Below are 15,386 nucleotides of genomic sequence, written 5' to 3' on the forward strand. Positions count from 1 at the left end.
GATGAGCATTATTCCCGCTTCGGTTCCACGGCTTCCCATGGTGCGATTACAACGCTATCCGCGCATGGTCGTCGTCGTCATCGTGTCGCTACTATTCCTAGGCGGCGGATTGATGGTGCACGCCGAATCGCAGATCCAGGTGCTCGGACTGCTGGCCGCCTTTCTAGTCGTATTCGCGTTTGCCGACCGCACCGGCGTCGGCCAGGAGATCTCGGCTATCTGCAGTGACTACGGCGGTTTCGCCAATGCAATCGCCCTGATCGGAGCACTGGCGATAGCCGCAACATTTCGCGAAGAGCACTACACGTTGCTAATGCTCGCTACGGTGGCGCTGTTCGCCACCGCCTGCATCGGCCTAAATTTGCAGCTGGCATTTGCTGGGGTCGTCAATTTCGCCGGCGCCGCTTTTTTTGTCATCGGCTCCTATACGGCGGCCGTTCTGACTGCGTATGCCAGCATCCCGCATCTCGCCATTATCGTCGTCGGCGGGCTTGTCACCGGGGTGCTCGGCGTCGTCCTGCTGCTGCCGGTGTTGCGCACCCGCGGCCATTATGCGGCGCTCGTCACCATCGCCTTCGGACTGCTACTACGTACATTGCTGGAGGTGAACGATACGTTCGGTGGTCCGCAGGGCATGAAGATCAGAAGTTTCTCTCTCTTCGGTTTCGATTTCGGCCGCACGACCTCGCTCGGACCTTTGGACGTCTCCTTCTATCTTCCCTATGCGGTCCTCTCGATCGGGCTATTCGCGCTGGCTTTCACGCTTGTGCGAAGGATCGAACGTTCGTGGATCGGCGTGGCGCTCGATGCAGTGCGCAGCGACGAGACAGCCGCTTCGGTCTTCGGACTCTCGATCGCGCGCTGGAAGGTCCTCGCCTTCCTGATCGGCAATGCGATCATCGGTGCCGCGGGCGCGGTCTACGGCATGATGAATGGCTTTGTGACACCGAACGGCGCCGGACTGGGTGAATCTCTGCTGTTGCTGTCGATCATCGTGCTCGGCGGACTCGGCAATTTCTGGGGCGCCGTGGTGGCTGCTATCGTCATTCTGGTCATTCCCGAGAAGCTGCAGGCAATCCAGGAATATCGGCTCCTGATTTTCGCGGTCCTCGTACTGTGCATCTTGCTCTTCCGGCCATCCGGCATTTTGCCGCGTCCGTTGCGGGATCTGTCGCGTTTCACGAGCACGACTGGTGCCGGGCATGAGTAACCTATTGCTTGCATGCGCCGGCCTGACCATGCGGTTCGACGGGCTGGTGGCGCTGGACGGTCTCGACATCGATATCCACAAAGGGGAGACCATCGGTCTGGTCGGCCCCAACGGCTCGGGTAAGACCACGTTCTTTAACGTGATCACCGGGCTGTACACGCCTTCGGCCGGATCGGTGCACCTTGGGGATATGGACCTGTTCGCCAAGCCACCGCAGATGATCGGACGGGCTGGCGTCGCACGTACGTTCCAGCGCTCTCGATTGATGCTGGATCAAAGCGTGTTCGACAACATCGCGGTCGGTGCGCTGTCACGTCTAGACCTTGGCCTTGTGACGAGCCTGTTTCGTCGCGGTCGTTGGCGCACCGAGCTTGACGCCATGATCGGCAACGCGCAGGCGCTGGCGTGCCGCTTTAATCCGCACATTGCCGATCGGCTGTTCCAGCCGGCAGGCGCTTTCACCATGATTGATCGTCGCCGCATCGAGATTTGCCGCGCATTGATCGGGGCGCCGCGCCTGTTGCTGCTCGACGAGCCATCCGCCGGTATGACGCACGACGAGACTCGGCAGCTGATGGACGACCTGTTGGCGTTCCGCGCCGAGATGCCGGACCTCGCGGTTATTCTGGTCGAACACGAAATGGACGTCATCCGCAGGGTGTCCGATCGCTGCGTGGTCCTGAATTTCGGGCGCAAGATCTTCGAGGGACCGTTCGATGGTCTCATCGCCAATGCTCAGGTTCAGACAGCTTATCTGGGGGCAAGTGCATGAGCACCTACACAGCGGCGACCCGCCGCCTCTCGGTGATCGGCTTGACCGCCGGCTACGACAGGGCCGACGTTTTGAAGAACGTCAGCGTGGAGGCCAGACCGGGCAAGGTCACGTGCATTCTCGGCGCCAATGGCGCCGGCAAGAGCACGCTTATCCGGACGGTTCTAGGTCTGAACCGGGTGCGGAAGGGTGAGGTCTTTTTCGGCGGCGACGCGATCGCCAATATGCCGACCCACAAGATCGCCGCTCTCGGAATCGCGACCGTGCCCGAGGGCAACCGGGTTCTGCCGCGCATGACCGTGCTCGACAATCTTAAGGTGGGCGGTCTTTTGGTGCGCGACAACAGGCGAGTTGCCGCCCGCATGGAAGAGTTATTCGAGACCTTCCCGCGCCTCAAGGAGCGGCGGAGCCAGCTCGCAGGGACGCTATCGGGAGGCGAACGATCGATGTTGTCGATTGCGCGCGGGCTGATGACGGATCCGGAACTGGTGGTGTTCGACGAACCGTCCCTCGGTCTGTCGCCGCTTTTCGTTTCAGAAGTATTCGGGATCGTGCGGCGGCTCAAGACGGCCGGGCTATCGATCCTGTTGGTCGAGCAGAATGTACGGCAGACGCTGGATGTCGCCGACTACGGCTACGTACTAGTCCAGGGCCAAGTGGTGGCAGAGGGCGACGCGGACGCGCTCAAGCAGAACTCTGAGCTGCATAAGGCTTACTTCGGTGTGCACTAAGCAAATAGATGGGGAGGAGTAAAATGGGACTTCAAGTTTACGATCGGGTCAATCCGCTGCGGAAGCCCAAAGGGTTCGAGCCAGTGGTCCAGCGCTGGTCCGCGGGCTTTATGAACAGCTGTGACACACTCTGCGTAGCTTTCCACGGAATCCAGGGCAAGGACGCCGCGAGCGTCTACGCGTCGCCGTTTTTCCGTTGGATTGAGGACGCGGTCGCGCTGCCGAGCGGCCCCACCGTCCACGACCATGCCTGGTTCATCGATCCGAACGGCCTTTATACGCACATCGTCGCCGCCTATTGGGTAGATCAGCAGCGTCGCAATACCTGGATCAACGATCCGCTTGTAGCAGGCTGGTGGAGCGACACCGCACGCCTGAAGGAGCCGAACGGTTACTTCCGGGAGAGCGTGACGGTGCCGGTGGAAAGACAGGAGACGTTGTACTGGCAGGACTATCCTGCCGGCCTGAGTAGATCCGATGATGTGGCGGTATACCCAACGCCCTACTGTGGATACTATGGGGCAATGCGCGATCGCATCCCGTTGGCTGCGGTGGATGCCTTAGCGCCGGCCTACGGCGATCTGCCGGCGTCGAAAGAACGCAGCACTCGCTCGGCGCGGTGGCGCATCGTGACGCCACACAATTTCGCTATGATCCGCTCGGCGGCGTTTTGGGGTCGATGCGATCCGAGCCAGACCGAGGACTATATGCGCGACCTGCGCGCTCCGCTGGAACGAGGCATGGACTATCTGCGCGAAAGTCCGACAGCGACTGGATGTTGTTCTTTGCGATTCCAGCAGACATGCGACCCCACAGGCGTTCCCGCACTCGAAACACACGCGCTGGGATATTTTCTGTCGTTGGGCCACATGGAAAACTGGGCCGAACGTCATGCTTCCCATGAGGCGATCTTCACGGCCGCGATCGCGCGCTATCGCAAGTATGGCAAAGCCAATCAGCTGCGTACCTGGCATGAGGTCTTCGTGTTGCCGGAGCAGGGGCAAATCTTTGAGTACGTCAATTGCGCCCCTGGCACCGGAATCTCAGGCTATTTCGAGGCCGAGCAATTGAGGTAGTCGACGACATGTAGGGGATCTTCGGACAAGCTATTGTTCCGCCTACGAGCGATTTCCGGGGGTCGGATGAGCGGCTCGCTCTGCCGACCACCGAGGCGCGACGCAACGAGTTCATGAGCCTCTGCGCAATTTACCTGACACGGTGGTCGTCGCTGAAGAATCCACCCGACCCGGTAGCGCGCTCATCTGAGTAATGGCGCGCACCTTGAGCGATTGAACTGGCGCAGAAACGTCAGCCTGCGCGGCGTTCAAGAATCTTTTGGGATAACGGTCGATTACCTATACGATTTGGAAACGATCGAAACAAATCGCGAAGCCTTCGTCGGAGAGGGCGTGGTCATACGATCGCTCCAGATTGATAGGCTGGTCGCGGACTCGTCGAGACGGGAGTTACTACCTGTGAAGCCCGTTTGCACCGCGCCACCGGCGATTTCCGTTTGCGAAAATTATCCGGGAGGCGGCTTCTGCGCACATCCAAGTGCAGAAATGCCTGATGGCCGCCCTTTCGCGATCGACTAAACTGGTTTCGATAATCCCAGCGCGGACCATTCTTTCCGGTCCTGCCCCCACTAGGAGCGCAGTATGCAATCCCCCGTAAAGGTAGCGGCTGTCCACGCTGCGCCGGTGTTCCTCGATCGCGCTGCCACTACGGCGAAAGCGATTTCCATCATCAGGGAAGCCGCGAAGGGCGGAGCGCGGCTGATCGCATTCCCTGAGACTTTCATCCCTGCATTTCCTGTTTGGGCCGCATTGTGGGCGCCGATCGAAAACCACGATCTCTTTGTGACGATGGCCGAGCAGTCGGTCGCCATCGACGGACCTGAAATGGCCGCATTGCGCAACGAAGCCAAAGCGCTCGGCGTCACGGTGTCGATGGGCATCAGCGAAAGCTCGCCCGCCAGCGTCGGCTTGATCTGGAACAGCAACGTCCTAATCGGACCTGACGGCGCATTGCTCAACCATCACCGCAAACTGGTGCCGACGTTCTACGAGAAGCTCATCTGGGCTGCCGGTGACGGTGCTGGCCTTTGCGTCGTAGATACACCGGCCGGCCGTGTCGGCAACCTAATCTGCGGCGAAAACACCAATCCGCTCGCACGTTACACCCTAATGGCTCAGGCGGAGCAGATCCACATTTCGAGCTGGCCCCCGATGTGGCCTACTCGTCGGCCCAGTGCCGGAGGCAATTTCAATAACGTGGCCGCCAACCGCATCCGAGCCAGCGCCCATTCCTTTGAAGCGAAGGCGTTCGGCATCATCACGGCCGGTTACATGGACGCGGCAATGCGGGATTACCTAGTTGCGCGTGATCCGTCGGTCATCGACGTGATTGATCAAACGCAGCGTGCCGCGAGCTTCTTCGTCGATCCGACGGGTGAGATACTCGGCGATTCCCTTCAGGACGAAGAAGGAATCGCGTACGCCGACTTTGATCTGCGCCGCTGTATCGAGCCGAAGCAATTCCATGACGTCGTCGGGTACTATAATCGGTTCGACGTCTTTGATTTGACGGTCAACCGAAAACGCATCGTGCCGGCGACTTTCGTTGATGGTCCTCTTACCCGCTTGGCTGAGCTTGGGCCGCCGGTCGAGCCCTAATGCGAGCCGAGCTGACGATTATCGCGGTGCGGCTTGAGGCTTACTGTAAGACCTCGCTTTTGCAACAACTTCTGGATTCTCATTTTATGCAGCGGTGATGGAAGGCTCGTTGTTCTACTGGCCAAAAACGCTGGGGCTCTCGGGCGGCAGGACAAGGTCTGACACAAGCTTCAATCTGAAAGAAAACGCATCTGAGCGCTCGACGATCTTACGCGGACGGAACCGCCACGTTCGCTCCGCCCCTCGGGAACGGATAGACGAGCCGGAATTCAGATTCACCTCGGCGTCACCGGTCATTTGCAGCAAGGTACCATTCTCAAATGACGGAAAGGTCAGCCCGGCCTTGCCGGTGACGAGAACATTGCCGAGCGTGTTGAAGAAATTGTTGCCCGCGTAGTCGGGTATCGTCAACCAACCGTTCCGCGAGACATCGATAAAGCCCGGACATCCACCGCGATGCGATACATCGACCTGCCGTGCGCCATCTTTGCGTTCGCAGTACGACGCCACGAAGAACGTATCGGCACGTCCAATCATGGCGATATGCCGACCTTCAAGAGCCCTGAAGAACTCCGCCCTCTCATTCACAGGTGGGCTGCCCGCTTGAAGGGGAAGGTGATCACGCAAACGGATATGTTTCGCACAATTCCCAAAACTATGTTCGATTCCAATATCGAAACCATTGCGCGAGGATTCCACGATCCATCCATTCGCTCGATTGCGTCGTCCAGTATCGAGCTGGATTCCGAGTGCAGCAACGGCGTTTCCATTCGACAGCCCCGACTGCGCAGGATCTAGGAGCCGCTCATCGGCCTCGATATGGAGGGTCCGCTCATTTTCGACCCTGATGAACCCGACGCTTCCCTCACGTAAGGTGGACCAGGGCAACCCTTGCCCATCCACCGCGCCTAGAACGAGATATCGGAGACCGGCAAAAAACTCTCGGTGTTGCCCGGTCAGATGGTCACGGACGACCTGTCGGCCTCGCGATTCCATGCGCTCGGCAACGCCTAGGGCGCGTTGCAATGCGAGCTCTCCGCCATGCCAGGGCGAACGCCCTAGCCTCTCGAGCATTGTCGTACTCGCCAATGGATGTTCCGACATCGTGCGATCCTCACGACGGGGTCCTGAGGCCAACCGCAGTTTCTACGAAGGGGAAGAAATTGGGCAGTCCCTCGACGCGTGCTAGCCAAGATTGGATGTGGGGGTAGCTAGACGTATCGACGTTGCCCTCCGGCGCGCGCGCGATGTAACTGTAGAGCGCTAGGTCGGCCAGGGTCGGACGGTCGAGCGCAACCCACTCTCGCTCCGTCAGCACGCCATCGATCGTGTTCAACACTTTGTGCGAGTTTTGAATGACCTGCTCAGCGCTTAGCGGGGCTTTGAAGATCGTAATTAGACGGGCAGCGCATGGACCGTTCGCGATTTCGTTCGCCGCCACCGAAAGCCATCGTTGGACCGCAGCGGCACCAGTCGCGTCTTCCGGCAGCCAGTCGGTCCTACCGTGCTTCTTGGCCAGATACACCAGTATGGCGTTCGAATCCGCGATGATTACATCGCCGTCGACCAGTACCGGCACCTGCCCAAATGGATTGATTTTCAAAAACGTGGGTTCGCGGTTGGCTCCTTGAGCAACAGCGATCAGTTCGCAGTCCTCCCCGATGATCGACAAAAAAAGACGGACCCGGTGGGAATGTCCGGACAAAGGTCGATGATACAGTTTCATAAATAGCTTCTTCTCATGCTCTGACGTTTTTCGCAGGTAAGAACCATAACCCGAGACGGTCGAGTGCAGAATACCGCCTTAGCGAAATGCAGCCTTTCAAAATATGAAAGAATGCAAGTGGGCGGAGACACACCGCGCTGAACGAACGCTGAGCGGACGACGTATCCTGGTTATCTGTACAAATTCGACATGGTACGCCTGCTTGGCGACCCTGGTCGATCGGTGGACCAGTCGAGCCTGCCCGAGCAGACCAACCGGCTCATCCCTATCTGTTCGACGGACGGGCTCTCGGATGCGGTGACGCGGAGTCGCCACCTCGCTTGCCCGCGTTAGTTGCCCTTTCTATGCGGCCAGCAGATGTTCATCGTCAGGAAAAGCAGGGCGCCTATGGCCAGACTCGCAGCCGCGGTGCCGAGCGAGAACGCGAAGGCATGTGCATGGGAGAACTCACTCGCTGCAAAGGCGGCTACGGCCGCCGGCCCGAGTATCTGTCCCATTCCGAACGCTGCCGTAAGCGCCCCCATCAACGCGGCCGAATGGTGTGGACGTAGATGCTTGGCTTCCTGCATGGCGTAGAACGTGATGACCATGAAGGGGATTCCGACGAGAATGCTGCCGGCGATAAAACCTTCGAGCGACGGAAAGAAGAGGGTCAACGCAACCCCGAGTGATTGAATGGCATAGAGGCCCGCCAATGCAAGGCGGCGGTTCAATGTCCTCGGCGTCAGGATGGAAAGTGCCGAACCGATTGCGGCTCCGAACCCGACCAGTGGCCAGAACAGGTCTATCCAAGGCGAGGAGCTCAGCGTGCTCCTGGCAATCACAGGCAGAAACGTAGCTGTGATTATATAGCCAAATCCGGCGAGACCGTATGCCAGAACGAAAAGTCCGATCTCAATGCTGTTCACCGATGGCTTCGTTGATACAATTGGCTCAACGGTCTCGAAGTGGGGATCGGTGCCCTGAAACGTCGTCCACACGCCCGCCGTGACTACGGCGCTGAGACCGGCAAAAAAGAGCCATCCGGACCCGGACGTGAAATGATTGCGAGCTAGTGCGCTGGCGGCGAGCCCCGAAATCACGATCCCGATGCCTGGCCCCATGAAAATTAGGCCGCCCAGCGTAGGTCGGTCATGGCGAGCCAGGTGTGTGAGACACCATCCTGACGTGAAGACGAGCACGTAGGCACTCCCGGCGCCCGCCAGGAGCCGGAGGGAAAGCCACAGACTCGGCACGGGGAAGGCCATAAGTCCGGTGAGCAGCGTAGTCAGCAACAACCCCCATCGGACGATACCTGCCGAGGGCGGACTTCGCTGCCACGACAGCCATCTGATGATCGAGGGTTGCGTGGCCGCAACCATCGCACCGAGCAGGTAGCCAACGTAATTAGCCGTGGCCAGATGACTTCCGGATTGCAGATCGACCACCCCCTCGTGGAGCATCATCGGAAGCAATGGAGTGAACGCGAACCGACCGATCCCCATTGCGATCGAGAGGGATGCCCCTCCAACCAAGGCGACGACCCATGCTTTTGGCAAAATCGCTTCGTGCGCTTTCGATTGACTGAACGATGTCGTGGCCATCGCTTCGTCCTTTCGTCGATCCGACAGTAAGTCAAAGATACTTCACGGCTCCGTGAGGAGTTCGTAGGCTTTCTATCCGGGCCGGATATGAGCAATCCGACCCGGGCGCTTATGGGCGGAGGTCTATTTAGCGGTAGGCATCGCAAATTCTGGGCCGTTCGCTGTGCTTTCCGGCCAACGTTGCATGATGGATTTCTGCCGCGTGTAGAATCGCACGCCTTCTTCGCCATACGCGTGCGTGTCGCCGAATAAGCTTCGCTTCCAGCCGCCGAAGCCATGCCAGGCCATTGGCACAGGGATAGGCACGTTGATGCCGACCATTCCGACGAGAATGCGACGCGAGAATTCACGTGCCACGTTTCCGTCTCGCGTGTAGCAGGAAACTCCATTTCCGAACTCGTGATCGTTGATCAACTGCACCGCTTCGCCAAAATCTTTGACGCGAATACAGGACAGTACAGGTCCGAATATCTCTTCCTTGTAGATCCGCATCGATGGCGTGACGTTGTCGAACAGAGAGCCGCCGGTAAAGAAGCCATCCTCATACCCCGGGACCTTATGACCGCGTCCGTCCACCAGGAGCGTAGCCCCCTCATCGACGCCAATCTGGACGTAACCCTCGATGCGATCGAGTGCCTCGCGGGTGACGATCGGGCCCATCTCCGCCTCGCTGTTCATGCCATTCTCGATCCGTAGCTTTTTGACGCGGTCGGCGAGCATGGGTAGTATTCTGTCCGCGACGTCGCCCACAAACAGGGCGACGCTGACGGCCATGCACCGTTCGCCAGCGGAGCCATACCCTGCGCCAATGAGGGCATCCACGGCCTGCGACAGATCAGCGTCGGGCATTACCACCATGTGATTCTTCGCGCCGCCCAGCGCCTGGACACGTTTTCCGAATTGCGATCCTTGCTGGTGAACGTAGTGGGCTATGGGTGTGGATCCGACAAAGCTGATCGCTGCGACGTCCGGATGCTTTAGCAAGGCGTCAACTACCGTCTTGTCACCCTGTACGACGTTGAAGACGCCCTTCGGCAATCCTGCCCGGATCAACAGTTCGGCCAAGAAAAGCGACGGAGAGGGATCGCGCTCGCTAGGCTTTAAGATGAAACAGTTGCCGGCTGCGATCGCGACCGGAAACATCCAACAGGGGACCATCACGGGAAAATTGAAAGGTGTGATGCCCGCCACGACACCAAGCGGCTGACGCATGGTCCAATTGTCCATGCCCGTGCTGACCTGATCCGTGAAATCGCCTTTCAGGAGCTGCGGGATCCCGCACGCGAACTCGATGATGTCGATGCCCCGGGCCACCTCGCCTTGAGCATCACTGAAAACCTTGCCGTGTTCCGCAGTGATCATCGCAGCCAGAACATCGCTGTTTTCGTTCACCAACTGCAAGAACCGGTTCATCACACGGGCCCGGCGGATAGGCGGCGTGTCTGACCAGCGCGGGAAGGCCCGTTTTGCGCTCTCAACAGCAGCATCGACGTCTGCCGGGCCCGCCAGCACAAGGTCTCGTGCGACCTTGCCAAGTGCCGGGTTGTAGATCGGGCGACGTTCGGAGGTCGAACCGGGCACTTTGTCTCCGTCAATGAAGTTGACGACATCTTCGTTCGACGTGAAGGGCGTTTGGGTCATCGGTCTGCTCCATCGTTAAGTGATGGCTACGAATAGGAGCTCCGGCAATTTCCGGATATGCATAAGACGTGGACTAACTGTTCAAAAAAGTGAACAATGCCCCGGATGCCTGAGCTACCTTGTTTGTCCGCCAGGGCCTGCCTTTCACGAGCGTCAAAGGGAAAGCGTCCATTCCGCGTAGGCTGGGTACGAGGAGGCAGTCTCAATGGAATCATGGTGTCGGCGGGTCGATGACGTGCCCCTTCGAGCTGATAGCCCAAAAACATGAAGCGACCGCCACGATGAAAACAAAACGGATCGAGGCGTTGTGGTCGCACATGCATTGGCTCGTCGTATTAGCTGATATGGGAAGTTTTACAGCCGCCGCCGAGCGGCTAGGCGTAAGTAAGGCGGCGATGAGCCATCGCATCGGCGAATTGGAACAGGCTGCCGGGGTGTCACTTGTCCGACGGACCACCCGGACGATGCGTCTCACCGAAGCCGGTCAGCAGCTCGTCGATGAAACGCGCGCGCATTTTTCGGATCTGGACCGAAGCTTCGCGTCGGTGAAGGACATGGCCGCGGCACCGCGTGGTCTGCTCCGCGTCACGGTCCCCGTGGCTCTCGGCCGGCAGCGGATTGCCCCGCTGATCCCTGATTTTCTGCGCATGCATCCCGCCGTGAGGATCGAGCTAGAACTGTCCGACCATCTTAGTTCACTCGCCAAGGAAGGTTTCGATCTGGCTATTCGGCACGTAGCGAGCGTTCCGGACACGCACGTCGCTTGGCGGCTTTCGAAAACGAATTCGCTTCTGGTCGCCACACGCGGCTACTTGCGGCGACGTGGCGTGCCTTCCATCCCACACGATCTGACGGGCCATGACTGTCTGCATTACATGCGAGGAAACGTGGTGCCCATCTGGACGCTCGAACCCAGGAAAGGCGATGGCGAGCGGATCACGGTTGAAGTCGCCGGAAGCTTTGCTGCCAATAACAGCGAGGTTCTGCGTGAGGCGGCATTGGGTGGGATCGGTATCGCTCTCCTTCCTGATTTCAGCGCGCAAAGCTACATAGAAGCGGGCAAGCTGGAAGTCGTGCTGCCGGACTGGCGAGTTGCCGGAGCTTTTGGAGACCAGCTATTTGCGATTCGGCCGTACTCGTCGCACGTCCCGCGAACCGTGCGAGTGTTCGTAGAATTTCTGCGGAATACCATGAGAAACGGCTTTGGCTGACAGTGGACCGATTCCCTCCTGCCGAAAGACAGGTTGTAGACCGTTTCGTTCAATGACCCGCGGCAGGAAGAAAGCGCTCGCTATTATACAGTGCCGCATCTTCCGCTCGGTCCACCGCGCCGTTCTGATCGACCTTCGTGATGGATGCACATGAACCGACGTTGTTAATGAAGCTTCGCAGGGTAGTCGAAAGATAATCGTTCTTTCTTCGAACGAACACCGTAGTAGCTAGTCCGGCTCCATTGGGTAGAGCATGCGCGCGGATATGACCGGCATCGATGGCCATTTGGGTTACGGAGATGGGAAGCATCGCAATTCCGATTCCAGCCGCAACGCAACCGATGATGCCGTCTAGCGTTCCCATCTCCATCCAACGAGCGTCGAATACACCATCGTGCGCCAGAAATGCCTCCATCCGCTTTCGGTACGAGCAACCCGAGCGGAAGGCGAGCACTTTAGCGCCGCTCTGAACGAATTCAGAACGTAGCTGCTCCCATGTCATGGTCGATGCTTTAGACACGATCACGAGCTCTTCGACCACGACAGGCGTAATCTCGAGATCGATATGCTCTACAGGGCCGGAAACGAACGCGCCGTCGATCTTTCGCTCCAGCACGCGTTGGAGCAAATGATCCGTAGGCCCCGTTTCGATGTGCACATCCACTGCGGGGTATCTCTGCGCAAAACGTATCAGAGTGGGTGGAAGCCGTAGGGCGGCGGTCGTTTCTAACGATCCGATCCGCAGTTGGCCTGAAGGAAGGATGTCGTCGGTGACGGCCTTGCGAGCTTGCGCCAGCAGTTCACCGACCTGGACGGCGTAGGGAAGCAGTCTATCTCCCATGTGAGTGAGCGTCACACCTTTTCGGGACCGATGGAACAGCGGCGCACCTAGCTCGATCTCCAACGCACGGACGCGAGCCGTGACGTTGGACTGGACGGTGTTCAGAACACCTGCTGCACCGCAAATGCTGCGAGCATCCGCAACAGCCCGGAAAAACTTGAGGTCTGCGCTATTCATCTCAACGCTCCATCTCAAAAGCAGATGAAAATGATCAAATCTAATCATTTGTAATGTGTCAACGCCAGACTTAAGCCAAGCTGTCAATTTTGAGGCAGTCACAAGAGCTGCCATTTTTGGAGGCAATGCGATATGGCAAATACTTTCAATGGGTTTGGCCTACGGACCCGACTAACAGACTTCTTCGGCATCTCGCATCCGATCATCCTCGCCCCGATGACGCCGGCTGCCGGCGGCGTGCTCGCGTCGGCGGTAAGTGATGCCGGTGCTCTGGGTCTGTTGGGCGGAGGCTACGGCGACCGTCAGTGGTTTGAAGCCGAGTCCGCAAAGATCAGCCATGACAGGGTCGGCTGCGGCTTCATCACATGGTCCGTCACGCCGGACACCGCTCTGTTCGATCTTGCCCTGGATCAACGTCCGACAGCGATGATGCTGTCTTTCGGCGATCCTGCGCCACTCGGCGCCCGTGTCAAGCAGCGTGGGATACCTCTCATTTGCCAGGTGCATACGATCGAGCATGCAAAGCGTGCCATCGACGTCGGAGCTGACGTCATCGTCGCACAAGGCACCGAAGCGGGCGGCCACGGTTTCGCCGTCCGCTCGACCATGCCGTTCGTTCCGGACGTCGTCGATCTTTGTGCCGTACGGTCGCCGCGAACATTGGTGGCGGCCGCCGGTGGCATCGCGGATGGACGCGGCCTTGCCGCGGCTCTCATGCTCGGCGCCGACGGCGTACTTATGGGCACTCGCTTCTGGGCCACGCAAGAAGCGCTGATCCACGAGGATGCCAAAAGAAAGTCGTCGCCGCGAGCGGCGACGATACCATTCGGACGACGGTCTACGACGTCGTTCGTCAGAAAGCGTGGCCGTTCCCATACACGGGGCGCCTGCTCCGCAACAAATTCATCGAGCAGTGGCACGGCCGCGAGACCGAGCTCGGAAAAATCCAGGCGGATGAGCTGCAGAAGGTCGAAGCGGCCTGCATCTCAGGTGATCACGACACTGCGAACGTCACGGTCGGTGAAGCAATCGGCCTGGTCCACGACCTGCCAACTGCACGGGAGTTGATCGACTCCGTCGTATCCGAAGCGATAGCACGACTATCTCTGTCGCAAGACCTCATCAAAACCGACGCCGCGCCATTGCGTCGAGTGAAGTAGAGGACCGCACGCTAGATCTTTGGCGGATATCAGACCCCCTACAACACTCGACAATGGAGCATCACATGAGCCTGAACGCAGCAAGTTCCAACACAAAAGACGAACCCGGTATATGGACGGTAGTTCTGGCATCGAGTGCCGGCACGATCATCGAATGGTACGACTTCTATTTATACGGCAGCCTCGCCATCTTCTTTTCGACGCTGTTCTATCCCGCGAACGAGCCCACTGCGGCAGTGCTCATCAGCGTTGCGACCTTCGCGACCGGGTTTCTGGTCCGCCCCCTGGGCGCTTTGTTGTTCGGCAGTCTCGGCGACCGACTCGGTCGGAAACATACGTTCCTGCTGACGTTGATTCTGATGGGAGTGTCGACAGCACTCGTAGGGCTGCTCCCGACCTTCGAGACAGCGGGATACTTCGCACCAGTGACCCTGGTGTTGCTGCGATTGATCCAGGGGCTTGCGATCGGCGGCGAATACGGCGGCGCCGCGATCTACGTCGCCGAACACTCGCCTCCGAACCGTCGCGGATTCTTCACCAGCTTCATTCAGACCACGGCGACCGTCGGTTTCTTTGTAGCCATTGTGGTCGTGCTGACATGTCGTCTCACGCTCGGTGACGCTGCGTTCAAGGAATGGGGATGGCGCATCCCGTTCTTGTTGTCGTTCCTGCTCGTTTTCCTCTCAATCTATCTGCGGATGAAACTGAGCGAGTCGCCGATCTTCGAGAAAATGCGACACGAAGGGAAGCTGGCACGATCGCCGGTGAAAGAAAGCTTCGGAAACCGTGAGAACCTCGGCTTTGTGATGTACGCACTTTTTGGCGCGACCGCCGGATTGGGTTGCGTCTGGTACACCGGCCAGTTCTATGCGCTTTACTTCCTCCAAAGCGTCTTGAAGATCGATTTCCTCACGGCGAACATCTGTCTCGCTTCCGCACTGGTCATTGGGACGCCCCTGATCGTCGCATGCGGCGCGATGTCCGATCGGATCGGGCGAAAATCACTGATGGTAACGGGGTTGTTTCTCGCGGCGGTTCTTTACGTCCCGATCTACATGGGAATCGCAAGCGCTGCCGCCTCACAAAACTTCATTCTTGTGACCGCGCTTATCGTGGCGCAGCTGGTGTTTGTCGCTATGGTTTATGGTCCCAACGCAGCATTTCTGGTCGAACTGTTTCCGGCGCGGCTGCGTTACACATCTCTATCCCTACCCTACCATATCGGAACAGGCATATTCGGCGGATTGGTACCACTCATCAGTCTCTCATTGGTCGCCTGGACGGGCAACATCTATGCTGGCCTTGCTTACCCGATCTCTATCGCCGTCATAACTGCGGTCGTAAATCTCCTCTGCGATCCACGGCGTGCCGTCTCCGTGAGCCGCGAGACGGTTGCGTCGGCCCGTACGGCGGACTGAAACGTGATCGACTGATTGTTAGCAGGCGCGCCGTCTGTCCGAGACGGCGCGCCTTGCATTGATGATACCGGCAACTATCGCGCTCTTTTCAGCATTGACGTGACGATGCCATTCAGGTGGTGCGGATTTGCCGCCGCGACTAACTCAAGACGTATAGTTGCCGATCCATCTCCATTGAAGATGACCATCATCTTGGATCATGATGCACAATGCGCGTGATCGTGTCGGCGCGATAAGACAA

At 58.6% G+C, this 15,386-nt stretch carries 14 protein-coding genes; 9 read left to right on the plus strand and 5 right to left on the minus strand.

Annotation, left to right across the window (positions count from 1 at the left end):
- The first annotated feature begins 1 nt into the window (after nucleotide 1).
- The 6 genes from RSO67_RS11590 (at nucleotide 2) to RSO67_RS11610 (ending at nucleotide 5,388) form a co-directional block, all read left to right on the plus strand.
- Nucleotides 2-1,210: a branched-chain amino acid ABC transporter permease gene (locus RSO67_RS11590; RefSeq protein WP_315843582.1), complete on the plus strand. Its 1,209-nt coding sequence runs from the start codon at nucleotides 2-4 to the stop codon at nucleotides 1,208-1,210.
- A complete protein-coding gene (locus RSO67_RS11595) occupies nucleotides 1,203-1,982 on the plus strand; it encodes an ABC transporter ATP-binding protein (protein WP_315843583.1) in 780 nt (259 codons plus the stop codon). The genes RSO67_RS11590 and RSO67_RS11595 overlap by 8 nt, the downstream gene beginning before the upstream one ends.
- Nucleotides 1,979-2,713, plus strand: coding sequence for an ABC transporter ATP-binding protein (locus RSO67_RS11600; RefSeq protein ID WP_315843584.1), 735 nt, complete (start codon nucleotides 1,979-1,981; stop codon nucleotides 2,711-2,713). Before RSO67_RS11595 ends, RSO67_RS11600 begins: the two co-directional genes overlap by 4 nt.
- A gap of 23 nt (nucleotides 2,714-2,736) precedes the next feature.
- Nucleotides 2,737-3,789, plus strand: coding sequence for a phenylacetaldoxime dehydratase family protein (locus RSO67_RS11605; RefSeq protein ID WP_315843585.1), 1,053 nt, complete (start codon nucleotides 2,737-2,739; stop codon nucleotides 3,787-3,789).
- A 213-nt stretch (nucleotides 3,790-4,002) separates the two neighbouring features.
- Nucleotides 4,003-4,308 (plus strand): hypothetical protein, encoded by a 306-nt coding sequence (locus RSO67_RS30475; protein WP_410001838.1) that lies wholly within the window; start codon nucleotides 4,003-4,005, stop codon nucleotides 4,306-4,308.
- Nucleotides 4,309-4,371: 63 nt separating this feature from the next.
- Nucleotides 4,372-5,388: a carbon-nitrogen hydrolase family protein gene (locus RSO67_RS11610; protein WP_315843586.1), complete on the plus strand. Its 1,017-nt coding sequence runs from the start codon at nucleotides 4,372-4,374 to the stop codon at nucleotides 5,386-5,388.
- Between the two features lie 114 nt (nucleotides 5,389-5,502).
- Here RSO67_RS11610 and RSO67_RS11615 read toward each other — a convergent pair whose 3' ends face one another.
- The 4 genes from RSO67_RS11615 to RSO67_RS11630 form a co-directional block, all read right to left on the minus strand.
- A complete protein-coding gene (locus RSO67_RS11615) occupies nucleotides 5,503-6,414 on the minus strand; it encodes a pyridoxamine 5'-phosphate oxidase family protein (RefSeq protein WP_315843587.1) in 912 nt (303 codons plus the stop codon).
- A gap of 88 nt (nucleotides 6,415-6,502) precedes the next feature.
- Nucleotides 6,503-7,114, minus strand: a complete 612-nt coding sequence (locus RSO67_RS11620) for a glutathione S-transferase (protein ID WP_315843588.1) — start codon at nucleotides 7,112-7,114, stop codon at nucleotides 6,503-6,505.
- A 329-nt stretch (nucleotides 7,115-7,443) separates the two neighbouring features.
- Entirely contained in the window at nucleotides 7,444-8,697 is a 1,254-nt protein-coding gene (locus tag RSO67_RS11625) for a YbfB/YjiJ family MFS transporter (RefSeq protein WP_315843589.1), read from the minus strand.
- Nucleotides 8,698-8,820: 123 nt separating this feature from the next.
- Entirely contained in the window at nucleotides 8,821-10,338 is a 1,518-nt protein-coding gene (locus tag RSO67_RS11630; protein ID WP_315843590.1) for a CoA-acylating methylmalonate-semialdehyde dehydrogenase, read from the minus strand.
- Nucleotides 10,339-10,568: 230 nt separating this feature from the next.
- On the opposite strand from RSO67_RS11630, the gene RSO67_RS11635 reads away from it, so the two are divergent.
- A complete protein-coding gene (locus RSO67_RS11635) occupies nucleotides 10,569-11,549 on the plus strand; it encodes a LysR family transcriptional regulator (RefSeq protein ID WP_315843591.1) in 981 nt (326 codons plus the stop codon).
- A 49-nt stretch (nucleotides 11,550-11,598) separates the two neighbouring features.
- Here RSO67_RS11635 and RSO67_RS11640 read toward each other — a convergent pair whose 3' ends face one another.
- Nucleotides 11,599-12,567, minus strand: coding sequence for a LysR family transcriptional regulator (locus tag RSO67_RS11640; protein WP_315843592.1), 969 nt, complete (start codon nucleotides 12,565-12,567; stop codon nucleotides 11,599-11,601).
- 216 nt (nucleotides 12,568-12,783) lie between these two features.
- Here RSO67_RS11640 and RSO67_RS11645 point away from each other — a divergent pair, with 216 nt between their 5' ends.
- Together RSO67_RS11645 and RSO67_RS11650 are read left to right on the plus strand one after the other, a co-directional pair.
- Nucleotides 12,784-13,635, plus strand: coding sequence for a nitronate monooxygenase (locus RSO67_RS11645; RefSeq protein ID WP_315844225.1), 852 nt, complete (start codon nucleotides 12,784-12,786; stop codon nucleotides 13,633-13,635).
- A 157-nt stretch (nucleotides 13,636-13,792) separates the two neighbouring features.
- On the plus strand, nucleotides 13,793-15,145 hold the full coding sequence (locus RSO67_RS11650) for an MFS transporter (protein WP_315843593.1): 1,353 nt from the start codon (nucleotides 13,793-13,795) through the stop codon (nucleotides 15,143-15,145).
- Nucleotides 15,146-15,386 lie beyond the last annotated feature (241 nt).

The sequence above is a fragment of the Tardiphaga sp. 709 genome (assembly GCF_032401055.1).
In the GTDB taxonomy this organism is placed as follows: Bacteria; Pseudomonadota; Alphaproteobacteria; order Rhizobiales; family Xanthobacteraceae; genus Tardiphaga.